Consider the following 26,146-nt stretch of genomic DNA (forward strand, 5'->3'; position numbering starts at 1 on the left):
CCGCTCAGCCGCGCGTGGTGAATCCGCCCTCCGCCGAGAGGCGCCCGGACGCGGTGGTGGCCGTCGCCGTGTAGCGGTCGCCGCCCGCGTCCCGGCCGCCGCGTTCGTGGTTGTACTGCCCCGCGAAGATCCACTCGCCCGCCGGGACCGTACGGCCCTCCTTGAGCGTCCACCGGTAGACGAGGAAGCCGTCCCGCTCGCCGGCCGTGAACGTGAAGTCCTCCTCCGGCAGCGACCGCCACGCCCCGGTGGAGGTCACCGACCCCGTCTGCGCCACCCGCAGTTCGACGGTGAGCGCGGCCAGGGGAGCACCCGTTTTCAGGGTGATGTTGCTCTGTGCCCAGAACTCGTTGCTGTGCGGGTCCACCGCGCCGCTCGACCACAGCGGGCCGGTTTCGCGCGAAGTCGGTGAGCCGGCGACCGAGCGCTGCGCGGGAGCGTCGTCCCGTACCGCCGAGGCGACGGTGTAGCCGCCGGCCACCAGGACGGCCGCCACGGCCGCCGTCGCACCGGCCACCCGTACCCAGCCCGCCGGTGCCGGGCGGGCCGGCCCCCGGTCCCCGGCCGTCATGCCGCGTTCGACCCGGGCCAGCATCCGGGCCCGGTCCGGCCGGTGCGCCCCGGCCGCCTCGTGCAGCCGGGCGCGCAGGCCGTCGTCCGCGTCCACGTTCCGGTCCCCGTCCCGCCGCGATCCGGTCATCGGGTCCCTCCCGCGGCCTCACCGCTGTGCGCGATCGCCGCGCGCACCTGCTGGGGAGCGCGGGGCGCGGTCCGGGTGCCGAGCAGTCGCTGGAGTTCGGCCACCGCCTTCGACGTCTGGCTCTTGACCGTGCCCACCGAGACGCCCAGGGTGAGGGCCGTGTCCTTCTCCGAGAGGTCGAACGCGTGCCGCAGCACCACGCACGCCCGCTTGCGGAACGGCAGCCTGCGCAGCGCCTCCTGGACGTCCACCACGCCCGCGACGTCCGGGTTCTCCGTCCGCTCCTCGCGCTGCGACCAGAACAGGGCGACGCGCCTGCGTTCGCGCACGGCGCTCCGGACGCGGCTACGGGCCAGGTTGGCGACGACCCCGCGCGCGTACGCCACCGGGTGGTCGGCCGCGCGGACCCGGTCCCAGCGGTGCCACAGCGCCAGCAGGGCGTCCGCCGCGAGGTCGTCGGCGGCGTCCGGCTCGCCGGTCAGCAGGTGGGCGAGCCGGGCCAGTTCGGCGTAGTGGCGCTCGAAGAAGGCGTGGAACTCCGCGGAGGCGGCGTCGTCGACGACTGTCCTCACGGCGGACTCTCCTCGCAGCGGCTTCCCGGACGCCGAACACCGTACGGCAGACCGAACCCGCACGGCCCGGGGAAAGTCAGCCCTTGAGCGCCGCCTCCATCATCGCCTTGGCCACCGGGGCCGCCAGGCCGTTGCCGCTGACCTCGCTGCGGGCCGCGTCGGACTGCTCGACGACGACCGCCACCGCGACCTCCTTGTCCGAGGTGCCGGACTTGGCGTACGACGTGAACCAGGCGTACGGCGTCTTGCTGTTGTTCTCGCCGTGCTGGGCCGTGCCCGTCTTGCCGCCCACCGTCGCTCCGGCGATCCGCGCGTGGGACCCCGTGCCGTCCTCGACGACGGTCTCCATGGCCGATTGCAGCTGTTCGGCGGTGGAGGAGCTGACGATCCGCTTCGAGTCCGCGTCGGTGTGGTCCTCCAGGACGTCACCGCCGCTGTCGGTGATCTGCGACACCATGTGCGGGGAGACCAGCTCGCCGCCGTTGGCCAGGGCCGCCGAGACCATCGCCATCTGAAGCGGGGTCGCCGTCACGTCGAACTGGCCGATGCCCGTCAGGGCCGTCGACGGCCGGTTCATGTCCTTCGGGTAGACGCTGGTGTAGGCCCGTACCGGCACGTCCTGCGTCTCGTCGTTGAAGCCGAACTTCTCCGCCGTCGCGCGCAGGTCGTCCTGGCCGAGGTCGACGGCCATCTTCGCGAACACGTTGTTGCACGAGTACTGGAGCGCGGTGCGGATCGTGGCGTTCTCGCAGGGGGCGTTCGGGTTCTCGTTGGTGAGGTCCGTCGTGGTGTCCGGGAGCGTGTACGGGTCGGGGCTGTCCGTCTTCACGTCCACCGAGTCGTACAGCCCGTTCTCCAGCGCGGCGGCCGCCACGACCAGCTTGAACGTCGAGCCCGGCGGCAGCGGCTGGCGCAGCGCGCGGTTGGTCAGCGGCTTGTCGGGATCACCGGTCAGCCTCTCCCAGGCCGCACCGGCGGTGTTGGCGTCGGTCAGCGACGTCGGGTCGTAGGACGGAGTCGACACGACCGACAGGATCCTGCCGGTCTTCGGGTCGATCGCCACGGCGGCGCCCTTCTTGTCGCCCAGCGCCTCGAGCCCGGCCTTCTGCACGTCCGGGTCGATCGTCGTCACCACGTTGCCCGGTTCGGCCCGGGTGCCGGTGACGGTGTCCATCACGGTCTTCAGCCGCGGATCGGTGCCGTTCAGCACGTCCTGGTAGATGCCCTCCAGCTGGGTCGGCGCGTACGCCTGCGAGGCGTAGCCCGTCACCGCCGCGTACAGCTTGCCGTTCTCGTACGTGCGTTTGTAGGCGAGGTCACCACCCTCCGTCGGCGCCGAGCCGGTGACCGACCGGCCGGCCACGATGATGTTCCCGAGCGGCTCCGCGTACGTCTCGATCGCGCCCCGCCGGTTGTCCTTGCTGTCCGCGAGCGCCCGACCCTCGTAGAACTGCACCCAGGTCGCCCTGACCAGCAGAGCGAACACCAGGAGCAGCGTGAAGACGGAGGCGCGCCTGATCGTCTTGTTCATCCCGTTCATCCCGCTGACAGGACGAACGGGCCGGAGCTGATCGTTCCCGTCTGCCCCGTTTTCTCATCCTTCTCATCCGGTCTCATCGCCCGTTCATGAAGCCCGCCTCGTAGGCCCGGATCACCGCCTGGGTGCGGTCCCGGGCGCCGGTCTTCGCCAGCACCGCCGCCACGTGGGTCTTCGCCGTGGCCGGGCCCACCCCCAGCCGCCCGGCGATCTCCGCGTTGGTCAGCCCGGTCGCCATCAGACGCAGTACCTCGCCCTCGCGTTCGGTGAGCCGCGCCACCCAGGGCGGCGGCGCGGGGTTCGCGCGCGCGTGCTCGGCGGCCAGCGTCCGCACCGCCGACGGGAACAGCAGCGTGTCGCTGTGCGCCACCAGCCGCACGGCCCGGACCAGGGTGTCGGCGTCGGCCCGCTTGAGCAGGAAGCCCGCGGCGCCGGCGCGCAGGGCGTCGTAGACGTACGAGTCGTTCTCGAAGGTGGTCACGACGACGACGCGGGGCGGCGCGTCGAGCGTGGCCAGGATCTGCTCGGTGGCGCGGATGCCGTCGACCTCGGGCATGCGGACGTCCATCAGCACCACGTCCGGCCGCACCTCGCGCACGACGGAGACGGCCTCGGCACCGGTGGCGGCCTCACCGGCGACCTCCAGGTCCGGTTCGGCGGAGAGGATGGCGCGCAGGGCGGTACGGACCATGCGTTCGTCGTCGGCGACGACGACACGGACGGGCGGGTGGGTCACGCGGTTCCCTTCAACGGCAGTCGGACGCTCAGACGCCACACCGGCCCCTCGGGGCCCGCCTCGGCCGCGCCGCCCAGCAGCCGGGCCCGGTCGGCGACACCGCGCAGGCCGTGGCCGCCGCCGGGACGGGGAGCGGAGACCGGCGTACCGAACGGGTTCTCGACGGTGATCCGCAGGTGACCGTCCAGCACCTCGACGCGCAGCGCCACGGTGACCTTCTCACCCGCGTGCCTGAGCGCGTTGCTCAGCCCCTCCTGCACGATCCGGTACGCCTCGCGGGAGACCGGCGCCGGCAGCGCCCGCGGGTCGGCGGCGAGCGCGGCGACGGTGGCGTCCACGCGCAGTCCGCCCGCGCGGGTGCGGCGCAGCAGGCCGTCCAGGTCGGCGGCGAGCGTGGGCGCGGGCGCGGTGGCCCAGGCGTCACCGGTCGCGTCGCCGTCGCGCAGCACGCCCAGCACGGCGTCCAGCTCACCGACCGTACGACGCGTGGTGTCCTCGATCGCGCCCAGCGCCTCGCGGACGAACTCCGGGTCGGTGTCCAGCAGCCGGCGGGCGGCGCTCGCCTGGAGGGTGACCGCGCTCAGGGCGTGGCCGACGGAGTCGTGCAGTTCACGCGCGAGCCGGTTGCGCACGGCGAGGTCGGCGGCGCGCGCCTCGGCCGCCGCGACCCGGTCCTCGGCGGACGGGCCGAGCAGCGCCGGCGCCCAGCGGGCCAGCAGCGTGCCCACGGCGGCGGCGCACCCGGCGAGGGCGATCAGCATGGCGGCGCCCGCGAGCGGCGACAGCACGAGCGCCCAGGTGTGGTGGAGAACGCCGGGCAGCACCGGCCATCCCTCGCGCAGCGCCGGCACGAAGGGCAGGACGATCAGCGTGCCCGCGAACGGCGGCACCGCCAGCGACATCCCCGCCACGATCCCGCCGGCCCCCAGGTGCAGGGTGAACCAGGCCGCCGTGCGCCCCTTTTCACCCGTCGTCCGGGCCGGTCCGTACGCGAGCCGCTCCGCCTCGACCCCGCACAGCGACCGCACCACCCAGGACTCCAGCGGACGGGTCAGCGGGAACAGCGAGGTCACGGCGGCGAGCGGCAACCCGATCGCGAAGGAGGCCAGTTGGAGGCGGAGCGAGCCGAAGACGTTCGCGTCCCCGGCGACCGGACCGACGACGACGGAGCCGACGAGGACGTACGGCATGGCGAGCGCGCCGCCGAGGATCAGGTGGATCCACCTCAAGCGGGCCCGTCGGCCGCACAGCAACCGGGCGAGCGCGGTCACGGCCGGGTACGGGCGGCGGCCGACCGCCGGACGAGGAAGTGGGCGCAGGCTGAGGCGAGGAGCAGGCCGACGGTCATCTGGGCAGCGTAGGTGAGGACCGTCAGCCGTGTCGGACGGTCGGCGGGTTCGCCAGGCCCGAGCAGCGAGGCGAGGAGCATCCAGCCGCCCCAGCAGGCCACGGCACCGGAGCACACCCAGGCCGTGGCGAGCGGCACGGCGACCGGCAGGGCACGCGCGCGGCGGAACGCGAGCGCCACCCCGGCGGCGACGGCCAGGACGAGGAAGGCGACGTACAGCCCCTCGAGCACGTAGAAGTCGCTGGTGCGGTCCGCCGCCCGCTCGGCGCCGAGCCCGGCGGCGGAACCGCAGGCCCACAGCAGCCGGACGGCGAACGGGAACAGCGCGAGCACGCCGGCCACGGCGACGGCGGCCCTCGGAATCCTCCCGGTGACGGCGGACGGCAGGTCCCGGATCCGCCCGCGCCACAGATGTCCCCAGCGGTCCCGGGCGTACAGCACGAACAGCGCGCCCAGGGCGAGACCCTGCACGATGAACCCGCCGTACACGACCCCGAACACCCACTCGTGCAGGAACGGGTCCCGCCGGGGGTCGGAGGCCGTGGCGACCCCGCCGGTGAACGCCCGTGCGAGGAGTTGCAGCGGGAACCCGGCCATGATCGGCGCGAGCAGCCCGGTGGCGGCCCACACCGGGAACGCCAGCGACCACGCGGGCACCCGGCGCCCCCGGGGCCGGGTCAGCACCAGCGCCAGCACGATCACGCAGCTGTCCAGCAGGAGCGAGACCCCGTTGGCGACGATCATCGCCACCCGGTGGTCGAGCAGCGTGCTGCCCTCCGGGATGCCGATGTGACTCCCGCCGATCCAGGCGGCCTTGAGCACGAGGTACGGAAGGCAGGCCACGACGGCGACCGCCCGCAGCAGCCGCCGGCCCCGGGCGGGCCCCGGGTCCGTCGGCGGAGCCGGGGAGAGCGGGGCTGACCGGGTGCTGGCGGTGGCGGGTGTCGGCGTCATGCGTCCACGCTTCCGCGCGCACGCCCCCGGCACGTCCTGCGCCGCGACGATCCGCCTCCGCCGCGTGGCGGAGACGCGACCCCCGGCGGGTCATTCCGCGAGGTGCAGCACGACCTCGTCGATCTCCTCGCCCCGGGCCGGCGCGAACCCGCGGGCCCGCGCGCTGGTCACGAAGCCGCACTTCTCCAGCACGCGCCGCGACCCCGTGTTGTCGGCCGCCGCACGCGCGTACAGCGGGCGGTCCGGCACCTCGGCGAGCAGGGCCCGCAGCGCGGCCGTGGCCACGCCCCGACCCCAGTACGCGCGGTCCACCCAGTACGTCACCTCGCGCTCGCCCGGATCCCCGTACACCGCCGTGCTGCCGATGACGTCACCGTCGCCGAGGATGGTGCGCACGACGTCCCGGGAGGCCCGGATCTTTCCCCAGTGCGTCGCGAACGCCTCCCAGTCGGCGGGATCCCTCGGGGTGAAGGCCGCCATGCGCAGGGCCTCCGGATCGTTCATCTGCCGGAAGAAGACGGGCAGATCGCTGTCGTGAACCTCGCGCAGTGCGATGTGCATGGGTCAGAGCCTACGCGTGGCCAGTGTCAGCCGGTCCCGCGCGTCGAACAGCGCGTCCTTCACCGTCTGTTCGTGCGCGGGCGTCAGCCGCGCCACCGGCACCGAGCAGCTGATCGCGTCCCGCGCGGGGGTGCGGTAGGGGACCGCCACGCCGAAGCAGCGCAGCCCCAGAGTGTTCTCCTCGCGGTCCACGGCGAAGCCCTGCTCCCGCACCTGGCGCAGCTCCTCGATGAGCTTCTCCCGGTCGGTGATGGTGTGTTCGGTGAGCGCGGGCAGCGTCTCGGGAAGCATCTTGCGGACCTGCTCGTCGCTGTACGTGCTCAGCAGCGCCTTGCCCAGCGAGGTCGAGTGCGCGGGCAGCCGGCGGCCGACCCGGGTGAACGGCCGCAGGTAGTGCTGCGACTGGCGGGTGGCCAGGTAGACGACGTTCGTGCCGTCCAGACGGGCCAGGTGGATGGTCTCCGTCGTGTCGTCCGAGAGCCGGTCCAGCGTCGGCCGGGCCGCCGCCACCACCTCGTCGCCGTCGATGTACGACGTGCCGACCAGCAACGCCCGTACGCCGATGCCGTACCGCGTGCCCGTGGCGTCCGTCTCCACCCAGCCCAGCTCCACCAGCGTGCGCAGCAGCATGTACAGGCTGGACTTGGGATACCCGACGGCCTCCTGGACCGACGCGAGCGAGTGCATACCGGGGCGTCCGGCGAAGTACTCCAGCAGCTCAACCGTCCGCACCGCGGACTTGACCTGCGCTCCGCCCCCCGTCTCGACAGCCGACATCGCTCCTGACCCCTTCGTTCGACGAGAAGCTGAAGATATAGTCTCGAACAGCATATTCATCAGTAGAGACAGCGTTCAGTATATCGAACAACTTCTGTGCAGAGCACGTGGAGGGACCCGCGGTGGCAGCAGCACCAGTCTGGAGTGTCGACCCCCGTACCGGGAAGCAGCGTGAACAAGTCGCCGTGGAGGCCACGGCGCAGGAGGTGGACGCCGCCGTCCGCGCCGCGCACGCCGCCCGTCAGGCCCTCGCCGACCGCACCGTCCGCGCGGCCTTCCTGCGGAGCGCCGCCGACGAGCTGAAGGCGGCCGAGGGCACCCTCGTCGAGGTCGCCGACGCGGAGACCGCGCTCGGCCCGGTCCGGCTCACCGGCGAACTCGCCCGCACCTGCTACCAGCTGCGGGCCTTCGCCGACATCGTCGACGAGGGCGAGTTCCTCGGCGTGGTCGTCAACCACCCCGACGACACCGCCACCCCGCCCATCCCCGACCTGCGCCGCTACAAGGTGCCGCTCGGCGTCGTCGCCGTCTACTCGGCCTCCAACTTCCCCTTCGCCTTCTCCGTCCCCGGCGGCGACACCGCGAGCGCGCTGGCGGCCGGCTGCCCGGTCGTCGTCAAGGCCCACCCCGACCACCCGGCCCTGTCCGAGCTGGTCGCCAAGGTGCTGCGCCGGGCCGCGGCCCGCCACGACATCCCGGACGGTGTCCTCGGTCTGGTGCACGGCTTCGACGCCGGCGTCGAGCTGATCAAGCACCCGCTGGTCGCCGCGGCGGGCTTCACGGGGTCGGTGCGCGGGGGCCGCGCGCTGTTCGACGCGGCGGCGGCGCGTCCGGTGCCGATCCCCTTCCACGGCGAACTGGGCTCGCTGAACCCGGTCGTCGTCACGGAGGCGGCGGCCGCGGAGCGGGCGGAGGCGATCGGCGCGGGGCTGGCCGGTTCCATGACGCTGGGCGTCGGGCAGTTCTGCGTGAAGCCCGGCCTGGTGCTCGTGCCGGCCGGTGACGCCGGTGACGGCCTGGTCAAGTCCCTCACCGACGCGGTCAGCGCCACCGACGCCGGTGTGCTGCTCGACCACCGCATGCGGGACAACTTCGTCGCGGGCGTCGCCGAGCGCGCCGCGCTGCCCGACGTGGACTCCCCGGTGACGCCGGGCGCGGGCGGCGAGCACACCGTCAGCGCCGGTTTCCTCACGGTGCCGGCGGCGCGACTGGCGGCGGAGGGCGCGCACGACCTGCTCCTGGAGGAGTGCTTCGGGCCGGTCACCGTGGTGGCCCGCTATCAGGACGAGGGGGAGGTGCGGGGGGTGCTGTCGCGGCTGCCGGGGAACCTCACGGCGACGGTGCAGCTCTCCGCCGAGGAAGTGGCGGGAGAGGGTGCCGGGGCGGCTCTCCTCGCGGAGGTGACGCCGCTGGCAGGGCGGGTGCTGGTCAACGGCTGGCCCACGGGGGTCGCCGTGGCGGCGGCTCAGCAGCATGGGGGGCCCTACCCGGCGACCACGTCGACGTCCACGTCGGTGGGGGGTACGGCCATCGAGCGGTGGTTGCGGCCGGTGGCCTATCAGGGGACGCCCGAGGCGCTGCTTCCGGTGGAGCTTCGGGACGACAATCCGCTGGGGCTGCCGCGGCGGTTCAACGGGGTGCTGGAGCGGTAGCGCGCCGCAGAGGTGCGGGTGTTTCGCCGGGTGCGGCGCCGTCGTGGCTGGTCGCGCCCCCGCGGCGGAGCCGCAGAATGACACAGCCCCGCGCCCCTTAAAAAGCGTTCACTGGGCCTGCGATGATCAGTGCATGACTCTTCAGCTTCCCGAACTGCCGTTTCCCCTCAGCCCGTACGGGCCCGAAGGTCACTGGTCCTACGCCGACGGTGTGCTCACCGGCGTCGCCGGGGCCCGGCAGGACCGGTTCGTGCCGCCGACCGGGGAGTCGCTGGAGTCCGTGTCCGACGCGCCGCGGTTGCTGGGGGCGCCCGAGGGGGACTTCCAGCTGATCGCGCGGGTCTCCGTCGGGTTCCGGGACGCCTTCGACGCCGGGGTGCTCTACGTGCACGTGGGGGAGCGGGCCTGGGCCAAGCTGTGTCTGGAGTACTCCCCGGACGTGGCCACCGTCTGCACGGTGGTCACCCGGGGGCACTCCGACGACTGCAACTCCTTCACCGTCGACGGGGACTCCGTCTGGTTCCGGGTCAGCCGCAGCGGACGGGCCTTCGCCTTCCACGCCTCCCTCGACGGTGAGCGCTGGACCTTCGTCCGGCTCTTCACGCTGGGCGACGAGGAGGAGACCGGCGCCGCCCTGGTCGGCTTCCTGGCACAGGCGCCGACGGGGGAGGGGTGCACGGTGACGTACGACCACCTGGAGTTCCGGCCGGGTTGGCCCGCGGATCTGCGGGACGGCAGCTGAGCGAGGAGCGGGAATGAGCGCGGCTGGTTGAAGGTTCACGTATGAGGCGGAGAGGGTCTCCGCCTCGTACGACCTGGAGAAGAGCCGAGACATGCGCGTCGAGATCTGGAGCGACATCGCCTGCCCCTGGTGCTACGTGGGCAAGGCCCGCTTCGAGAAGGCGCTCGCGGCCTTCCCGCACCGGGACGGGGTCGAGGTGGTCCACCGTTCGTTCGAGCTGGACCCCGGGCGGGCCAAGGACGACGTGCAGCCGGTGCTGACGATGCTCACCGCGAAGTACGGCATGAGCGAGGCGCAGGCGCAGTCCGGTGAGGACAACCTCGGTGCGCAGGCCGCCGCCGAGGGCCTGGACTACCGCACCCGGGACCGCGACCACGGCAGCACCTTCGACATGCACCGGCTGCTGCACCTCGCCAAGGAGCGGGGCCGGCACGAGGCGCTGCTCGACGCCTTCTACCGGGGCAACTTCGCCGACGAGCGCTCCGTGTTCAACGACGACGAGCGGCTCGTGGAGCTGGCCGTCGGCGCCGGGCTCGACGCCGGGGAGGTCCGCGCGGTGCTCGACGATTCCGGCGCCTACGCCGACGAGGTGCGCGCCGACGAGCGCGAGGCCGCCCAGCTCGGGGCCACCGGGGTGCCGTTCTTCGTCCTCGACCGCGCCTACGGCGTCTCGGGCGCCCAGCCCGCCGAGGTCTTCAGCCAGGCGCTGACCCAGGCGTGGGGCGGGCGCACGCCGCTGAAGCTGATCGACGACGGGGGAGCGGAGGCGTGCGGTCCGGACGGGTGCGCCGTGCCCCAGGAATGAAGGTCGGGGCGAACGCCCAGGTGAGAGGCCGTTCATAAGCGTTGCTTGGAGGAACCGCGTAGAAATACGCGATGGACGGGGAGGTCACGGGGCCGCACAGTGGTGCCATGGAGAGCTTCGAGAATCTCGTCCGCACCGAGTTCGCCCCGAAGACCACGTATCTGAACACCGCCAGTACCGGCCTGCTCCCCGCCCGGACCCTCGTCGCGATGCGGGACGCGGCGGCCTCGGCGGCGGAGGGGCGGCCGCTCGACATGTTCGCCGACGTCGAGGCGGCCCGCGCCGCCTGTGCCCGCCTCGTGGGGGTGCCCGCGACGCGGGTCGCGACCGGCGCGTCCGTCGCCACGTTCAGCGGGCTCGTCGCCGCGTCGCTGCCGACGGGCGCCGAAGTGCTCACCGCGGAGGCCGACTTCAGCTCCCTGGTGAATCCGCTGTACGCGCGCGGCGACCTCAAGGTGCGCAGTGTGCCGCTGGAGCGGATCGCCGAGTCCGTGGGGCCGGACACCGCGCTCGTGGCGGTCAGTTCCGTGCAGTCCGCCGACGGACGGATCGCCGACCTCGCCGGGCTGCGGGACGCCGCCCGGGCGCACGGGGCGCGGACGCTGATCGACGCCTCCCAGGCGGGCGGCTGGCTGCCGACGGCCGCGGACGACTTCGACTACGTGACCGCCGTCGGCTACAAGTGGGTGCTCTGCCCGCGCGGCGTCGCCTTCCTCGTCGTACCGGAGGACCTGGGCGCCGCGGCCGGGCTGACGCCGCTGTTCGCCGGGTGGGCGACCGGTGAGCGACCCTGGGACAGCTGCTACGGGCCCGTCGAGGAGTACGCGCACTCCGCCCGGCGGTTCGACGAGTCCCCCGCCCTGTTCTCGTACACCGGCGCCCGGCACTCCCTGGCCCTGATCGAGGAACTGGGCGTCGACGCCGTGCACGCCCACGACACCGCGCTCGCCGACCGGTTCCGCGCGGGGGTGCGCTCGCTGGGGCACGAGCCGGTGGACGCGCCGGGTTCGGCGATCGTGTCCGTGCCGGGGCTCGGCCGTCGGCAGGCGGAACTGGGCGAGGCCGGCGTCCAGGTGTCCGACCGGGCAGGCAATCTGCGGGCCGCCTTCCACGTGTACAACACCGCGGCCGACGTGGACCGGCTGCTCGACGTGCTGGCGGGCTGAGCGGAGGGGGCCCTGGAACGGCATCGGGCAGGGGCCTCCCGTCCCACACGAAAAGGCCCCTGCCCGAGATTCAGACGCGGTTCACTTCACCGGAGTGAAGTCCCGCGCGCCGATGAAGTCCGGCCGTCGGATCGGTGCCGCGAACGGCTCCACGGCCGTGTTCTCCACGCTGTTGAACACGATGAACACGTTGCTGCGCGGGAACGGCGTGATGTTGTCGCCCGACCCGTGCATGCAGTTGCAGTCGAACCAGGTCGCCGAGCCGGCCTTGCCGGTGAACAGCTTGACGCCGTACTCCGAGGCCATCTTCGTCAGCGCCTCGTCGGACGGGATCCCCGCGTCCTGCATCTGCAGGGACCTCTTGTAGTTGTCCTTCGGCGTGGCCCCCGCGCACCCGAGGAACGTCTTGTGCGACCCCGGCATGATCATCAGACCGCCGTTGGTGTCGTAGTTCTCCGTGAGCGCGATCGAGACCGAGATCGTGCGCATGTTGGACAGGCCGTCCTCGGCGTGCCAGGTCTCGAAGTCCGAGTGCCAGTAGAAGCCGCTGGCCCCGAAGCCCGGCTTGACGTTGATCCGCGACTGGTGGACGTAGACGTCCGAGCCGAGGATCTGCCGGGCCCGACCGACCACGCGCTCGTCGCGCACCAGTTTCGCGAAGACCTCGCTGATCTTGTGCACCTCGAAGACCGACCGGATCTCCTTGGACTGCGGCTCCACGATCGAGCGCTCGTCCGCGCGGATGGCCGGGTCGCTGGTGAGGCGCTCCAGCTCGCGCTGGTACTCGGCGACCTCGTCGGGGCCGATGAGCTGGTCGATGGCGAGGAAGCCGTCGCGGTCCAGGGCCTGGAGGTCACCCGCCGAGACGGGACCGGGCGTGTCCGGGGAGCCCCAGACCACCGGGTCCTGCCGGGGGGTTGCCACCTCGGTGGCGCCGCGGGTGGGATAGAGATCAGTGACGTGCGTGGTCGTGGTCACGGTGACTCACACCTCCTCGGTGAGCAGCGGGTAGACGCCGTTCTCGTCGTGATCCTCCCGTCCGGTGACGGGCGGGTTGAAGACACAGATGCAGTGGAAGTCCTCCTTGACCTTGAGCGTGTGCCGCTCGTGGCCGTCGAGGAGATACATCGTGCCCGGCGTGATGTGGTACGTCTTCCCCGTCTCGCGGTCGGTCAACTCGGCGTCGCCCTTGGTGCAGACGACGGCCTCGATGTGGTTCGCGTACCACATCGACGTTTCCGTACCCGCGTACAGGATCGTCTCGTGCACGGAGAAGCCGACCTTCTCCTTGGCGAGGACGATCCGGGTGCTTTCCCAGGTGCCGGACGCGCTCTTCACGTGCCGGTCGGTGCCTTCGAACTCCTTGAACGAACGGACGATCACGGTGTTGCGATGCCTCCTAGGTGAGGGTGTGCAATGGTCCCCGGCGCCTTCGGCCGCGCGGGCCGAAGGCGCCGGAAGTACGGGTGGTGCCGTGCGGGTCAGGCGGTCTCGCGCACGGCCCGGGCCAGGGTCTTCATGCCCTCGTCCAGCTCGTCGGGCGTGATGGTGAGCGCCGGCAGCAGCTTGACGACCTCGCTCTCGGGCCCGGACGTCTCGATGAGCAGCCCCAGCTCGAAGGCGCGCTTGGCGACGCGTCCCGCGCGGTCCTTGTCGTGGAACTCCAGGCCCCAGACCAGGCCGCGGCCGCGGTACTCCTTGACGTCGGCGAGGTTCTCCTCGGTGATGGCGATCATGTGCTGCTCGACCTGCTCACCGCGCTTGCGGGTCTGCTTCTCCATCGCCGACCCGTCGGCCCAGTAGGCCTCCAGCGTGGCGGTCGCCGTGACGAACGCCGGGTTGTTGCCGCGGAAGGTGCCGTTGTGCTCGCCCGGCTCCCAGACGTCCAGCTCCGGCTTGAACAGGGTCAGCGCCATCGGCATGCCGTAGCCGCTGATCGACTTGGAGACGGTGACGATGTCCGGCGTGATGCCCGCCTCCTCGAAGGAGAAGAAGGCGCCGGTACGGCCGCAGCCCATCTGGATGTCGTCGACGATGAGCAGCATGTCCTGGCGCTCGCACAGGGCGGCCAGGGCGCGCAGCCACTCGGCCCGGGCGACGTTGATGCCACCCTCGCCCTGCACGGTCTCGACGATCACGGCGGCCGGCTTGTTCAGGCCGGAGCCCTGGTCCTCGAGCAGCCGCTCGAACCAGATGAAGTCCTCGACGGTGCCGTCGAAGTAGTTGTCGAACGGCATGGGCGTGCCGTGCACCAGCGGGATGCCGGCGCCGGCCCGCTTGAACGCGTTGCCGGTCACGGCGAGCGAGCCCAGCGACATGCCGTGGAAGGCGTTGGTGAAGGACACGATCGACTCGCGTCCCTTGACCTTGCGCGCCAGCTTCAGCGCGGCCTCGACGGCGTTGGTGCCCGTCGGGCCCGGGAACATGACCTTGTACGGCAGGTCGCGCTTGCGCAGGATGGTGTTCTGGAACGTCTCCAGGAAGCGACGCTTGGCGGTGGTCGACATGTCGAGCCCGTGCGTGACGCCGTCCCGCTCCAGGTAGTCGATCAGCGCGCGTTTCAGCACGGCGTTGTTGTGCCCGTAGTTGAGCGAGCCCGCTCCGGCGAAGAAGTCGAGGTACTCGTGGCCGTCCTCGTCGTACATGCGGCTGCCGACCGCACGGTCGAAGACGGTGGGCCAGCCGCGGCAGTAGCTGCGCACCTCGGACTCGACGGTCTCGAAGACGCTGAGGTCGGGCTGGGTGATGGTCACGACGAATCGCTCCTCGTGGGGTGAGGGTGGGAGAGGAAGGTCGTACGGGTCCGGTGGGACCGGTCGCGGTCCCGGCCGGGAAGTCTGGGGGCCGGACGGCCGGGGGTGCCCCGGCGGCTCGGCGAGGGGTCAGCCGCCGGCGGACAGGGGGCCGATGCGGTACAGGACCTCGGGCTCGTGCGGCCCGTCGGGGAACACTGCCGTGTCGAACAGGACTTCTCGCTCGAGCCGGGCGCCGCGGCGCTCGGCGAACGAGGTGAACAGCCGTTGGGACGCCGTGTTGTCGGGAGAGATCGTTGTCTCCAGGGTGGTGATCCCGCGTTCGCGGGCCACCCGCTCCGCCAGTCCGTCGACCAGCGTGGCCGCGAGCCCACGACCACGGTACGTCCCGTCCACCGCCACCTGCCACACGAGCAGGGTGTCGGGGCTGTCCGGCCGTACGTAGCCGGTGATGAAGCCGACCGGCACGCCGTGCCCGTCGCGGACGACGGCAGAGGTGGCGGCGAAGTCCCGGCACCAGAGCAGGTAGCTGTACGAGGAGTTCAGGTCGAGGACCTCGGAATCCCTCGCTATGCGCCACAGCGCGGCTCCGTCGGCCACTCTCGGACGGTCGATTTGCAGGTCTGCTTGCGCGGCAGTCATGCAAATTGAATTTACCCAGGGAAATTCGAAATTGCATCGCCGGATGGGGTTACGAATGGGCGCCTCGTGTGTTATCACGCGGGCGCGTGCCACCGCGCGAGACGGCGGCGCTATGGGGCGATTTGTGGGGGACGCAAGCCGCAAAACGGGCAGCATGTGGATCGGGTCACAATCGCGTAACCCGCGCGAGACGTGTCCGAAATGTGAAGATCGGAACTCGTGAAATTGTTGTGTTTAGGTCCGAGGAAAGCGGGCAGAAGAATACGGGAAGCTGCGCTGAGTGGAATTCCTTAATTCTGCTTGTGTGAGCATCGGGAATTCCCTCGAATTCATCCTTCCGACGGGCCGGTACCGGCCGGCCGCTCCCACGCCTCCTCGACGGCCCGCCGGGCCGCCTCCGGATCGGCCTTCAGACCCCGCTCGGCCAGCGCGGCACCCAGTGCCGCCAGGCAGCCCCGCACGGCCTCGCGCGTCGCGTCCGGACCGTAGTGGTTGACCCGGATCATCTCGCCCGCCAGCGCGCCCCCGCCCGCCGCCAGCGGCAGCGCGGGGTCGGACTCCAGGGCGCGCGCCACCAGCGCGGACGCGTCGACGTCCGACGGCGTGCGCAGCGTCGTCGCGACCGGCGCCGCGTCCTTCGCCTCGTACACGTACGGCTCCAGACCGCCCAGCGCGAGCGCCCCGGCCCGGGTGGCCGCCGCGGCGGACGCGTGCCGCGCCATCACCGTGCCGGCACCCTCCGCCTCGACGCGCTCCACGCACGCCTCCAGCGCGAGCATCTCCAACTGCGCCGGCGCGTGCAGCAGCGCCCTGCGCCCGCCGTCGATCCAGCGCTCCTTCCAGTCCAGGAGGGACAGGTAGGACCGCCGCGGCGCGTTCGGGTTCGCCGCCATCCGCGCCCAGGCCCGCTCGCTCACCGACACCGCCGACACCCCGGCCGGGCCGCCCATCGCCTTCTGGGCGCCGATCACGCACAGGTCCACGCCCCACGCGTCCGGCAGCACCGGCTCCGCGCCCACCGAGGCGACCGCGTCCAGGTAGAAGAGCGCGCCGTGCGCCCGCACCACCTCGCCGATCTCCGCGACCGGGTTGGTGTTGCCGGTCGCCGCCTCGGCGTGCACCAGCGACACGAAGTCGATCTCCGGGTGCTCGGCGAGGGCCTCGCCGATCCGCTCGGCGGAGACGGCCGTGTGGAACGGCACGGCGAGGTCGTGCACGGTCGCGCCGCAGTCCCGCAGCCAGTTCCCGAAGGTCTGCCCGTACGGGCCCGTGACGACGTTCAGCGCGACGGTGCCCGGACCCGCGGCGGCGCGGATCGCGCCCTCCAGCGGCAGCAGCGCCTCGCCCTGCATGACCACCACGTCCTGCCCGGTGCCGAGCAGGCGCGCGACCCGGTCCTCGATCGCGGCGAAACGGCCGGCGCTCAGCGGGGCGAGATCCAGGAAGGGATGGGTCACGGCGGTGCTCTCTTCAGTAACGGCAGGTGTACGACGCGGGTGCGTCGCGTACGGACACGCGCACGTTCGTCCGCACGCGCACACGTCCCGTACGGACGCGGGTACGTCGCGTACGGAATCGAGAGTAACCATGGCGCCCGCCGGCACTCGCGCCGGAGGGCTTCCGTTGCGACACCCCCACGCCCGGAATCATGGCTTCCGTCACAGCCGGGTGATCGTTCGGCTGGTGGAATGGGCCCCGTGCTCGCTCTTGTGCTGCTGGTCCTCGTCGCGGCGGCGACGGCCGCCGTCCTCCGCCGGGGCGCCGGCACCTACCCCCGCCACCCCGCCGCGGCAGCGGTGGCCGCGGCTCGCGTGCCGCGCCTGCCGGGCGCGCCCCTGCGGGGCGTCGCCGGGGCCGCCGGCGGGGCCGCCGCCCTGCTGTACCTCTGGGGCCTGCTGTGCGTCGGGGGCGCGGTCATGGAAGCGGAGGACGGCGGGACGGACTCCGTGCCGCCGCGGCCGTGCCGTGACGGGGTGCCGCCGGAGCGGTCCGGACAGGTCGTCGACTACTCCGTCTCCTACCTGCCCCTCGGCTTCCGCTGCGAGACCCTCGACGGCGACGGCTACGACTCCGCCGACATCCCCGGCCACCTCAACCCCGGCGTCGCCGTCCTGGCGCTCACCGCCGTCGGGAGCGCCGTGGCGGCCGGGTACGCGACCGAGCGGCGCGCCCGCGCGGCGGCGCGGAGCGACGGCCGGGCACCGGCCTCGAACCGCCGTGGGGGCAGCCTTTAGGGTGCGGGGCATGAGCGATCGCGCGGTGCTGCACGTGAAGGGTCGGGTGCTCGTCGGACCGGAGGAGGTCCGGGACGAGGTGTGGGTGATCGACGGCCGGATCTCCTACGACCGCCCCGCGGGCGCCGCCGACGTCCGCACCGTCGAGGGGTGGGCGCTGCCCGGCCTGGTCGACGCGCACTGCCACGTCGGCCTCGACCAGTACGGCGCCGTCCCCGCCGACGTCGCCGAGAAGCAGGCGCTGACCGACCGCGAGGCGGGCACCCTGCTCATCCGCGACGCGGGCTCGCCCTCCGACACCCGCTGGATCGACGACCGCGAGGACCTCCCGAAGATCATCCGGGCCGGCCGCCACATCGCCCGCACCCGCCGCTACATCCGCAACTACGCCTGGGAGGTCGAGCCCGACGACCTCGTCGCGTACGTCGCCCAGGAGGCGCGGCGCGGCGACGGCTGGGTGAAGCTGGTCGGCGACTGGATCGATCGCGACCTCGGCGACCTGTCGGCCTGCTGGCCGCGCGGCGCCGTCGAGGCGGCCATCGCCGAGGCCCACCGCCTGGGCGCCCGCGTCACCGCGCACTGCTTCGCCGAGGACTCCCTGCGCGACCTGGTGGAGGCCGGGATCGACTGCGTCGAGCACGCCACGGGACTGACCGACGACACGATCCCCCTCTTCGCCGAGCGCGGGGTCGCCATCGTGCCCACCCTGGTCAACATCGCCACCTTCCCCGCGCTGGCCGACGGCGGCGAGTCCCGCTTCCCGCGCTGGTCGGCCCACATGCGCCGGCTCCACGAACGCCGCTACGACACCGTGCGCAACGCCTACGACGCCGGCGTCCCGGTCTTCGTCGGCACCGACGCCGGCGGCGCCCTCGCCCACGGACTGGCCGGGGCCGAGGTCGCGGAACTGGTCACCGCGGGCATCCCGCCCCTCGAGGCACTCTCCGCGACGACCTGGGCGGCCCGGCGCTGGCTCGGCCGTCCGGGACTGGACGAGGGCGCACCGGCGGACCTGGTGGTGTACGAACAGGACCCGCGCGCGGACGTGCGCGTGCTCACCGCTCCGCGCCGGGTGGTGCTCAACGGGCGGGTCGTCGGTTGACCAATGGGAGTGACACCGGCGAACACCTGTGCCGAGCGATGCGAAGCAGGTTCGAACAGGTTCGCCAAAACCCCACGAAGGGGTGAAGTGCCCCCGGTTCGCTGACGGTTCGGCGGAGGCGGCGACATTCTGTCCGGGTCCCAAGCACGTCGCTCATGCGTGCCCCGCACGCATGTCTCACTGGGGGTCCCACCACCTTGAACGGCAACACCTTCCGCATGCCCGCACGCCGTCTCGCCGTCGTCGCGGCGGCCACGGCCCTGGCCGCGGGTCCCGCGACCCTGGCCGGCGCGGCATCGGCCCACGCGACCGGTGACCACGGCCGCGCGAGCGCCACCGTGCTGCGCACCGGGCTCGACGTCTCCCTGCTCAACAAGACCGTGAACGTCCCGCTCGCGGTCACCCTCAACGAGGTGCAGGCGCCCCAGAGCGCCGAGAAGACGGCGCTCACCGCCCGGCTGGACGGCGTGGACGGCGGAAAGCCCTTCAGCGTCCTGCGCGCCGACGTCGCCGAGGCGAAGGCGACGGCCACCGCCGGCAGGAGCGAGGGCACCACGACGCTGGCCCGCGCCCGGCTGCACGTCCCGGGCCTGCCGCTGCTGTCGGTGATCGAGGTCCAGGAGGTCACCTCCACCGCGACCTGCGAGGCCGGGAAGCAGCCGGTCGCCGACGCCAACCTGCTGGGCCCGGTGACCGTCCTCGGCAAGAAGGTCACGCTCACCACCGGCGGCACGACCGACGTGAAGGTGCCCGGCGTCGGCGAGGTGCGGCTCGACCTCTCGAAGGAGGAGACCACCTCCCGCACGGCCGCCGCGACCGCGCTCGAACTCAAGGTCCACGTCAACCCGCTCGACCTGAACGTCGCCGAGGTCGACGGCACCGTCACCCTGGCGAAGGCGACCTGCGAGTCCCCGGCCGCCCCGGCGGACGGGGCCGGGCAGCCCCCGGCGAAGACCGACGAGCCCCCGGCCGGCCAGGACGCGGGCCAGAAGGCCGACCCCGCTGATCCCGACGCCGAGCCCGCGGGCGACGTGCGGGCCCAGGGCGCCCGCACCGAGGCCGACCTCGCCGAGACGGGCGGCAGCTCGTCGACGCCGTACGTCGCGGCCGGCGCCGCGGCCCTGGTCCTGGCGGGCGGCGGAGCACTGGTCCTGGCCCGGCGCAGGCGCGGCTGACCGGACCGAGCACGCGGGACCGGCCGGGGGTGTACGACGTACGCCTCAGGCCGGTCCCGGCGCCGCCACCGCCCGCTCCAGCGCCCGCAGGAAGCCCTCCGTCGTCGCCCGGTCCCGTACCGCCAGGCGCAGCCACTCCCCGCCGAGACCCGGGAACGTGTCCCCGCGCCGCACCGCGTACCCCAGCTCGCGCAACCGGTGCCGTACGGCGGCGCCGTCCGGGACGCGGAGCAGCACGAAGGGACCCTCGGGCGGTGCGACGACCCGGAGACCGGCCCCGGCGCACCCCGCGAGCCCGGCGACCAGACGCTCCCGGTCGGCGGCGATGCGGTGGGCGGCGTGGGCGGCCTCCGCCAGCGCCCGCGGCGTCACACACACCTCCGCCGCCGCCAGCGCCGGCGTGGACACCGGCCACAGCGGCTGGGCGCGCTCCAGTTCGCCGACCGTCTCCGGGTCCGCCAGCACGTATCCGATACGCAGCCCCGCGAGGCCCCACGTCTTGGTGAGGCTGCGCAGGACGACCAGCCCGGGCACGTCCGTCCGCCCGGCCAGCGCCTCCCGCTCACCCGGCACCGCGTCCATGAACGCCTCGTCCACGACCAGCGTCCGGCCGGGCCGGGCCAGCGACGCCAGCACGTCCGCCGGGTGCAGTACCGAGGTCGGGTTCGTCGGGTTGCCCACCACGACCAGGTCGGCGTCCTCAGGTACGGCCGCCGCATCGAGCCGGAAGCCGTCCGCCGCCCGCAGCAGTACCCGGCCCACGGTGTGCCCGGCGTCCCGCAGCGCCGCCTCGGGCTCGGTGAACTGCGGGTGCACCACGACCGGCCGGCGCACCTTCAGCGCCCGCGCCAGCAGCACGAACGCCTCCGCCGCGCCCGCCGTGAGCAGCACCCGCTCCACCGGCAGCCCGTGCCGCGCCGCCACCGCCGCCCGCGCGGCCCGCCCGTCCGGATAGGCGGCGAGCGAGCCGAGCGAGGCGGCGACGTGCGCACGCAGCCAGGCCGGGGGAGTGTCCGCGCGGACGTTCACCGCGAGGTCCACCAGCGCCGAACCGTCGTCGCGCACCTCGGCGTCCCCGTGGTGCCGCAGGTCCGGGCCGCCGGTCCCGGTCCCGGACTCAGTGTGCGTGGGAGTGTGCGTGTCCATGCCCGTGATGGTGCCCGTGGTGGTGGTCGCCGTCGTCGTCGGGGTGGAAGTGCGGCTGCTGCGGCAGCCCCACCTTGTCCTCGAACCCCGGCAGCGCGATGCGGTACACGCAGCTGTCGCAGTTCATCCGCAGGTCGCCCTTCACGGCCTCCTCGTACCGCTCCCACACCAGGTCGAGCAGCTCCGGCTCGGGCCCGATGACGTCCGCCGATCGCACCTCCGTCTCCGGGTGCGCGGCCGCCCACTCGTCCGTCTGGTGCCGGACCCGGTCCGGGAGGATGCCGGTGAACAGGAAGTACGGCAGCACGACGACCCGCCGCGCCCCCAGCCGCGCACACCGGTCCAGGCCGCCCGGCACGTCCGGCTTCGCCAGCGACACGAACGCCGTCTCCACGGCCGCGTACCCGCGCCCCTCCCACAGCAGCCGCGCCGCCTTGAACACCTCGGCGTTGGCGTCCGGATCGGTCGACCCGCGACCCACCAGCAGCACGGTCGTCTCGGACGGGTCCCAGGACGGGTCGACCGCCTCCGCGAGGCGCCGCTCCAGCACCCGCAGCAGCGCCGGGTGCGGGCCCAGCGGACGACCGTACGTGTACGAGATGCCGGGGTGGCGCTCCTTCTCGCGGGACAGCGCCGCCGGGATGTCGCCCTTGGCGTGCCCGGCGGACACCAGCATCAGCGGCACCGCCGCGAACCGGCGCACACCGCGCTCGACCAGCTCGGCGACCGCGTCGCCCAGCGGCGGCGGGGAGAGCTCGATGAAGCCGCCCGCGACGGGCAGCTCGGGGTGGCGTCGGCCCAGCTCGCGCACGAAGTCGCGGAACGCCTCGGCTCCGGCCTCGTCCCGGGTGCCGTGTCCGGCGATGAGCAGGGCGGGCGGGGTCGTCACAGGGTCTCCTCTGATGTCTCTGATGTCTTTGATGCGGACGTCCCGGACCCGGAGGTCAGGGAAGAAGCGGCGGGGGAGCGGCGGGACGCCGGGTTCTCCTGCCAGCGGTAGCCGCGCGGTGTCACCATGCGCCCGGCGATCTCCCGGGTCGCGGTGTTGCCCACCGTCACGACGGTCATCATGTCGACGGTCGCCGGGTCCAGAGCGGCGAGCGTGGACAGGCGGCTCGACTCGTCGGCGCGCGACGCGTTGCGCACGACGCCCACCGGGGTCGACGGTTCGCGGTGCCCGGCGAGGATCGCCAGCGCCTTCGGCAGCTGCCAGTCGCGGCCCCGGCTGCGCGGGTTGTAGAACGTCACGACGAGGTCCGCCGCCGCCGCCGCCCGCACCCGCCGCTCGATGACCTCCCACGGCGTGTGCAGGTCGGACAGGCTGATCGACACGTGGTCGTGGCCCAGCGGCGCGCCCAGGATCGCCCCGGCCGCCAGGGCCGCCGTCACGCCCGGCACCCCGACCACGTCGATGTCGTCGGACGCCTCGGCCAGCGCGGGCGAGGCCATCGCGTACACCCCGGCGTCCCCGCTGCCGATCAGCGCCACGGCCTGCCCGCGCCGCGCCTCCTCGACCGCCGTGCGGGCCCGCTCCTCCTCCGCGCCGAGACCCGACTCCAGCACCCGGGTGCCGGGCCGCAGCAGATCGCGGATCTGGTCGACGTACTGGTCGAGCCCGACCAGCACCGACGCCCGCCGCAGCTCCGCCCGCGCCCGCGGCGTCACCAGGTCCCGGGCGCCCGGCCCGAGCCCGACCACCGCGAGCCGCCCGCGCCCGGGACGCCGTACCACCGCACAGGTCGCCATCGCGGGCACCGCCGCCGACTTCCGCTTGGGCACGAGGAGTTCGCCCCCGCGCACCAGCGCCGCCGCCTCCGCGACCGACGGGGTGCCCACGGCCGCGAGCGGCGCGTCGGAGGGGTTCGGCACCTCGACGCCCGCCAACGCGTCGGCGGCGTACGTCACCAGGGGCACGCCCAGCCGCTCGGCGGCCCCGACGATCCCGGGCTCCTCGGCCTTGGCGTCCACGGTGGCCAACTCGGCGACCGACGCGGCGGACAGCCCCGCCTCGCGCAGGGCGTCCTCCACCAGCCCGAGCACCTCGTCCACCGGTGCGCCCCGGGAGGCGCCGACACCGACCACCAGGGACGGCGGACGCAGGACGACCTCGCCCTCCGACGGCTCCACCGTGCGGTCCGTCACCCGGATTCCGTACGCTCCTTCGGCGCCGACCGGCAACGGCGGCAGCGGCCACGCCACCTCCGCGCGCAGCGCCACCGGCTCGCCGTCCAGCAGCGCCCGCGACACCCCGGCGACATCGCCCTCTACGGGCAGCCCGAGCGTGTCCAGGCCGGCCAGGCCGACGGCGTCCGTCGCCGTCGTCACCACCGGCTCCGCGCCCAGCACCTCGCCGACCGCACGGGCCAGCTCGTTGGCGCCGCCCCCGTGCCCGCCGACCAGCGACACGGCGAACCGCCCGCCCTCGTCGACGCACACCACACCCGGGTCGGTCCGCTTGTCGTCCAGCAGCGGCGCCACGAGCCGGACCGCGGCCCCCGTCGCCAGGAAGCACACCAGCCGGTCGCACTCGGCGAACGCGGTCCGCACGGCGTCCCCGACGGGACCCCCGTACACCCGCGTGCGGCCCGGCCAGGCCGCGGCCAGCCGGTCCCGCGCCGCCGCTCCCGCCGCCGTGGCGGAAATGAGGCCGATCAAGGGGCAACTCCTTCGGTACGGCCGTGCGGCCTGACGCCCCACAGCAGGAAGACGGGATTGGCGGCCGCCAGCCGGGTCACGTCACCCGGCAGCGGCGCGAGCCGCGAGGACTGCAACAGCACCCCGTCGCACTCCAGACCGGCGCCGAGCAGCACCTCGCGGGCCGCCGGCACCCGGTCGAGCGCGGCCACGGCGACGACCACGACGCGCCGGGCCCGCCGCGCACACGCGGCGACGATCGCGGGCAGTTCGCGCCCGCCGCCGCCCACGAACACGGCGTCGGGGTCGTCCCCCAGACCGGACAGGACCGCGGGCGCCGCCCCGTGCACCACCCGCACGTCGACACCGTGCGCGGCGGCGTTGGCCCGGACCCGCCCGACCCCGTCCGACGTCTTCTCGACCGCGGTGACGGCGGCACCGAGCCGCGCACACTCCACGGCCACCGACCCGGAGCCCGCGCCGACGTCCCACACCAGGTCGCCGGGGCGCGGCCCGAGGCGGGCCAGGGCCAGCGCCCGCACCTCGAACTTGGTGATCATCGAGTCCCGGTGCGCGAACGCGTCCTCGTCCAGCGCCCACCCGGCGGGCCCGGGACGCGGCCCCGCGACCGCCCGAACCGGCCCCAGCGCCCGCGCCTCGTCCAGGCACAGCAGCACGCTCACCGCCGCGCCCCAGTCCCGTCCGGCGGCCTCGGCGGGCGTCACCCGCTCCACGCGCTCCCCGTCGGAGCCCAGCGCGGAGGCGACGACGAACACCCGCCCGTCGGACCGCAACGCGGCCCCCAGCTCCGCCGGACCGGCCCCGGGACCGGTCAGCACGGCGACCTTCGGGTACGCCCGGCACAGGTTCACCGCCGTGCGCAGGTCCCGCCCGTGCGCGCTCGCCACCACGGCGTCGTCCCACGGCAGCCCGGCCCGCGCGAAGGCCGCCGCGACGGAGGAGACCCCGGCCCGCACGTCCAGCCGCTCCGGCCCGAACCGCTCGGCCAGCGCCCGCACGATCCCGAAGAACCCCGGGTCGCCGGAGGCCAGCACCGTCACCGGCCGCCCCTTCGCGACGTACTCCGCGACCGTGTCCAGGGCCGGCGCCAGCGCCCCGAGGACGACCGTCCTCGCGCCCTCCGGCAGCCGTACGGCGTCCAGGTGCCGCCGCCCGCCGACGACCAGCTCCGCGCCGACGGCCACGTCCTCGGGCAGCGGGGAACCGGTCCCCGCCCCGACCACCGTGATCACGTGCGCGCACCCCGCGAGCGCAGCTCCCGGCGCGCCTCGGGGTCGGCCCTGCGATAGCCGTGGAAGTGCCCCGGGTGGTAGAGGTGCGAGCGGGTGCCGTGCGCGTCGAGGGCCGGGCCGACCAGGAACAGGGTGTGCTTCCAGAGCTTGTGCTCCTTGACCGTCTCCTCCAGCGTCCCGATCGTGCACCGCACGATCAGCTCCTCCGGCCAGGTGGCCTGGTAGGCGACGACGACCGGCGTGTCCGTCGGATAACCGCCCTCCAGCAGCTCCCGCACCAGCTGACCGCTGCGGGCCGCGGACAGGAAGACCGCCATCGTCGTGCCGTGCTTCGCGAACTCGCGGACCTCCTCCCCGGGCGGCATCGGCGTCTTGCCCCCGCCGAGGCGGGTGAGGACCACCGACTGCGCGACCTCCGGGATGGTCAACTCCCGCTGCGCGAGCGCGGCCACCGCCGAGAACGCGGAGACACCGGGCACCACCTCGGTCGCGACGCCGATCTCCGCACACCGGTCCAGCTGCTCCTGCGTGCCGCCCCACAGCGCCGGGTCGCCGGAGTGGATGCGGGCCACCCGCAGCCCCTGCTCCCGGGCCCGCCGGTACACGGCGACGACGTCCTCCAGCGACATCGTCGCCGAGTCCAGCACCTCGGCACCCTCCCGCGCGTGCTGGAGCACCTCCGCCTGGACGAGGCTCGCCGCCCAGATCACCACGTCCGCCTCGGCGATGGCACGCGCCGCACGGAACGTCAGCAGGTCGGCGGCGCCGGGACCGGCACCGACGAAGGTCACCCTGGCCTCGGAATCCATCGTTTTCGGTCCTCTCCTGTGCATCCTGCGCATCCTGTGCATATTTACTGCGGTTGCTGCTGTCGTACGCGCGTGAACGCGGGGTGATCGGATACCAAGGGCCCATGGCGGTCTTCGTCGCGCTCGGCGCGTTCCTGATGACGCTGGCCGGCGGCTGGACGGCGCAGCGCGTGACCGACCGGCGCCACCTGGTCCTGGGCCTGGCCGGCGGCCTCATGCTGGGCGTGGTCGGCCTCGACCTGCTGCCGGAGGCCCTGGAGGCGGCGGGTGACGAGGTGTTCGGCGTCCCCGCGGCCCTGCTGCTCTTCGTGGCCGGATTCCTCCTGGCCCACCTGGTGGAACGCCTGCTGGCGGCCCGCCGCGCCGCACACGGGGGCGACGAGCACGGCCACCGCTCGCCCGAGGTGGGCCTGACGGCCGCGGCCGCGATGGTCGGGCACAGCGCGATGGACGGCGTGGCGATCGGCGCCGCCTTCCAGGTCGGCGGCGGCATGGGCGCCGCGGTCGCGCTGGCGGTGATCGCCCACGACTTCGCGGACGGCTTCAACACCTACACGCTGACCAGCCTGTACGGCAACGCCCGCCGCCGCGCCGTCGCGATGCTGGTCGCCGACGCGCTGGCCCCCGTCGTCGGCGCGTCCTCCACCCTCCTGTTCACCATCCCGGAGCAAGCGCTCGGCGCCTATCTCGGCCTCTTCGGCGGCGTACTGCTCTACCTCGCCGCGGCCGAGATCCTCCCCGAGGCCCACCACGAGCACCCCGCCCGCTCGACCCTGCTGTGCACGGTCGCGGGCGCGGCGTTCATCTGGCTGGTGGTCGGCATCGCGGAGTGAGCGCCGGGAACGGAA

26 protein-coding genes are annotated in these 26,146 nt (G+C 73.6%); 8 read left to right on the forward strand and 18 right to left on the reverse strand.

Annotated features, from left to right (window positions below; translation table 11 throughout):
- Nucleotides 1-4: 4 nt before the first annotated feature.
- The 8 genes from OHA99_RS28765 to OHA99_RS28800 all read right to left on the reverse strand — a co-directional run bounded on the left by OHA99_RS28765 (nt 5) and on the right by OHA99_RS28800 (nt 7,185).
- Nucleotides 5-700 (reverse strand): hypothetical protein, encoded by a 696-nt coding sequence (locus OHA99_RS28765; protein ID WP_405698333.1) that lies wholly within the window; start codon nt 698-700, stop codon nt 5-7.
- Nucleotides 697-1,272, reverse strand: coding sequence for a SigE family RNA polymerase sigma factor (locus OHA99_RS28770; RefSeq protein ID WP_405698334.1), 576 nt, complete (start codon nt 1,270-1,272; stop codon nt 697-699). Before OHA99_RS28770 ends, OHA99_RS28765 begins: the two co-directional genes overlap by 4 nt.
- Before the next feature lie 76 nt (nt 1,273-1,348).
- Nucleotides 1,349-2,803 carry a peptidoglycan D,D-transpeptidase FtsI family protein gene (locus tag OHA99_RS28775; protein WP_405698335.1) on the reverse strand — a complete coding sequence of 485 codons (1,455 nt, stop codon included), beginning with the start codon at nt 2,801-2,803 and terminating at the stop codon, nt 1,349-1,351.
- An 82-nt stretch (nt 2,804-2,885) separates the two neighbouring features.
- Nucleotides 2,886-3,545, reverse strand: a complete 660-nt coding sequence (locus OHA99_RS28780) for a response regulator transcription factor (RefSeq protein ID WP_345963722.1) — start codon at nt 3,543-3,545, stop codon at nt 2,886-2,888.
- A complete protein-coding gene (locus OHA99_RS28785; RefSeq protein WP_405698336.1) occupies nt 3,542-4,816 on the reverse strand; it encodes a sensor histidine kinase in 1,275 nt (424 codons plus the stop codon). Before OHA99_RS28785 ends, OHA99_RS28780 begins: the two co-directional genes overlap by 4 nt.
- Complete coding sequence (locus OHA99_RS28790; protein ID WP_405698337.1) at nt 4,813-5,847, reverse strand: hypothetical protein; 1,035 nt, start codon at nt 5,845-5,847, stop codon at nt 4,813-4,815. The genes OHA99_RS28785 and OHA99_RS28790 overlap by 4 nt, the downstream gene beginning before the upstream one ends.
- Before the next feature lie 90 nt (nt 5,848-5,937).
- A complete protein-coding gene (locus tag OHA99_RS28795; protein ID WP_153180474.1) occupies nt 5,938-6,408 on the reverse strand; it encodes a GNAT family N-acetyltransferase in 471 nt (156 codons plus the stop codon).
- Between the two features lie 3 nt (nt 6,409-6,411).
- Nucleotides 6,412-7,185, reverse strand: a complete 774-nt coding sequence (locus tag OHA99_RS28800) for an IclR family transcriptional regulator (RefSeq protein WP_153180475.1) — start codon at nt 7,183-7,185, stop codon at nt 6,412-6,414.
- A gap of 122 nt (nt 7,186-7,307) precedes the next feature.
- Between OHA99_RS28800 and OHA99_RS28805 the strand changes: the two genes are divergently transcribed.
- The 4 genes from OHA99_RS28805 (at nt 7,308) to OHA99_RS28820 (ending at nt 11,550) form a co-directional block, all read left to right on the forward strand.
- Nucleotides 7,308-8,837, forward strand: coding sequence for an aldehyde dehydrogenase (NADP(+)) (locus OHA99_RS28805; protein ID WP_366473591.1), 1,530 nt, complete (start codon nt 7,308-7,310; stop codon nt 8,835-8,837).
- Nucleotides 8,838-8,970: 133 nt separating this feature from the next.
- Nucleotides 8,971-9,579 carry a DUF1349 domain-containing protein gene (locus OHA99_RS28810; RefSeq protein WP_405698338.1) on the forward strand — a complete coding sequence of 203 codons (609 nt, stop codon included), beginning with the start codon at nt 8,971-8,973 and terminating at the stop codon, nt 9,577-9,579.
- A 91-nt stretch (nt 9,580-9,670) separates the two neighbouring features.
- Nucleotides 9,671-10,384: a DsbA family oxidoreductase gene (locus OHA99_RS28815; protein WP_381500878.1), complete on the forward strand. Its 714-nt coding sequence runs from the start codon at nt 9,671-9,673 to the stop codon at nt 10,382-10,384.
- Between the two features lie 71 nt (nt 10,385-10,455).
- A complete protein-coding gene (locus OHA99_RS28820; protein WP_153180479.1) occupies nt 10,456-11,550 on the forward strand; it encodes an aminotransferase class V-fold PLP-dependent enzyme in 1,095 nt (364 codons plus the stop codon).
- Between the two features lie 81 nt (nt 11,551-11,631).
- On the opposite strand, the gene thpD is transcribed toward OHA99_RS28820, so the two are convergent.
- The 5 genes from thpD to OHA99_RS28845 all read right to left on the reverse strand — a co-directional run bounded on the left by thpD (nt 11,632) and on the right by OHA99_RS28845 (nt 16,402).
- Nucleotides 11,632-12,528: an ectoine hydroxylase gene (gene thpD, locus OHA99_RS28825; protein WP_194280129.1), complete on the reverse strand. Its 897-nt coding sequence runs from the start codon at nt 12,526-12,528 to the stop codon at nt 11,632-11,634.
- Nucleotides 12,529-12,534: 6 nt separating this feature from the next.
- Complete coding sequence (locus tag OHA99_RS28830; protein ID WP_003976954.1) at nt 12,535-12,933, reverse strand: ectoine synthase; 399 nt, start codon at nt 12,931-12,933, stop codon at nt 12,535-12,537.
- Nucleotides 12,934-13,031: 98 nt separating this feature from the next.
- Complete coding sequence (ectB, locus tag OHA99_RS28835; protein WP_007448159.1) at nt 13,032-14,303, reverse strand: diaminobutyrate--2-oxoglutarate transaminase; 1,272 nt, start codon at nt 14,301-14,303, stop codon at nt 13,032-13,034.
- Nucleotides 14,304-14,432: 129 nt separating this feature from the next.
- Nucleotides 14,433-14,945: a diaminobutyrate acetyltransferase gene (gene ectA, locus OHA99_RS28840; protein WP_153180480.1), complete on the reverse strand. Its 513-nt coding sequence runs from the start codon at nt 14,943-14,945 to the stop codon at nt 14,433-14,435.
- A gap of 329 nt (nt 14,946-15,274) precedes the next feature.
- Nucleotides 15,275-16,402, reverse strand: coding sequence for a pyridoxal-phosphate-dependent aminotransferase family protein (locus OHA99_RS28845; RefSeq protein WP_405698339.1), 1,128 nt, complete (start codon nt 16,400-16,402; stop codon nt 15,275-15,277).
- 240 nt (nt 16,403-16,642) lie between these two features.
- Here OHA99_RS28845 and OHA99_RS28850 point away from each other — a divergent pair, with 240 nt between their 5' ends.
- The 3 genes from OHA99_RS28850 to OHA99_RS28860 all read left to right on the forward strand — a co-directional run bounded on the left by OHA99_RS28850 (nt 16,643) and on the right by OHA99_RS28860 (nt 19,456).
- Complete coding sequence (locus OHA99_RS28850; RefSeq protein ID WP_405698340.1) at nt 16,643-17,179, forward strand: hypothetical protein; 537 nt, start codon at nt 16,643-16,645, stop codon at nt 17,177-17,179.
- A 10-nt stretch (nt 17,180-17,189) separates the two neighbouring features.
- Nucleotides 17,190-18,281, forward strand: a complete 1,092-nt coding sequence (locus tag OHA99_RS28855; protein WP_405698341.1) for an amidohydrolase family protein — start codon at nt 17,190-17,192, stop codon at nt 18,279-18,281.
- Nucleotides 18,282-18,478: 197 nt separating this feature from the next.
- Nucleotides 18,479-19,456 carry an SCO1860 family LAETG-anchored protein gene (locus OHA99_RS28860; protein ID WP_194280130.1) on the forward strand — a complete coding sequence of 326 codons (978 nt, stop codon included), beginning with the start codon at nt 18,479-18,481 and terminating at the stop codon, nt 19,454-19,456.
- Nucleotides 19,457-19,501: 45 nt separating this feature from the next.
- Here OHA99_RS28860 and cobC read toward each other — a convergent pair whose 3' ends face one another.
- From cobC to cobM, 5 genes are read right to left on the reverse strand one after another with little or no spacing between them, the layout of a single operon-like run.
- Nucleotides 19,502-20,602: an Rv2231c family pyridoxal phosphate-dependent protein CobC gene (cobC, locus tag OHA99_RS28865; RefSeq protein WP_153180485.1), complete on the reverse strand. Its 1,101-nt coding sequence runs from the start codon at nt 20,600-20,602 to the stop codon at nt 19,502-19,504.
- Entirely contained in the window at nt 20,574-21,491 is a 918-nt protein-coding gene (locus tag OHA99_RS28870; RefSeq protein WP_153180486.1) for a sirohydrochlorin chelatase, read from the reverse strand. The genes cobC and OHA99_RS28870 overlap by 29 nt, the downstream gene beginning before the upstream one ends.
- Complete coding sequence (gene cobJ / locus OHA99_RS28875) at nt 21,488-23,257, reverse strand: precorrin-3B C(17)-methyltransferase (RefSeq protein WP_405698342.1); 1,770 nt, start codon at nt 23,255-23,257, stop codon at nt 21,488-21,490. Before cobJ ends, OHA99_RS28870 begins: the two co-directional genes overlap by 4 nt.
- Nucleotides 23,254-24,489, reverse strand: a complete 1,236-nt coding sequence (gene cbiE / locus OHA99_RS28880) for a precorrin-6y C5,15-methyltransferase (decarboxylating) subunit CbiE (RefSeq protein WP_405698343.1) — start codon at nt 24,487-24,489, stop codon at nt 23,254-23,256. The genes cobJ and cbiE overlap by 4 nt, the downstream gene beginning before the upstream one ends.
- Nucleotides 24,486-25,298 (reverse strand): precorrin-4 C(11)-methyltransferase, encoded by an 813-nt coding sequence (cobM, locus tag OHA99_RS28885; RefSeq protein WP_164385242.1) that lies wholly within the window; start codon nt 25,296-25,298, stop codon nt 24,486-24,488. The genes cbiE and cobM overlap by 4 nt, the downstream gene beginning before the upstream one ends.
- A 104-nt stretch (nt 25,299-25,402) precedes the next feature.
- Between cobM and OHA99_RS28890 the strand changes: the two genes are divergently transcribed.
- Nucleotides 25,403-26,131, forward strand: coding sequence for a ZIP family metal transporter (locus OHA99_RS28890; RefSeq protein ID WP_153180488.1), 729 nt, complete (start codon nt 25,403-25,405; stop codon nt 26,129-26,131).
- The last annotated feature ends 15 nt before the right edge of the window (nt 26,132-26,146 follow it).

Origin of the sequence: Streptomyces coelicoflavus (genome assembly GCF_045041415.1) — a bacterium.
Lineage (GTDB): Bacteria > Actinomycetota > Actinomycetes > Streptomycetales > Streptomycetaceae > Streptomyces > Streptomyces coelicoflavus.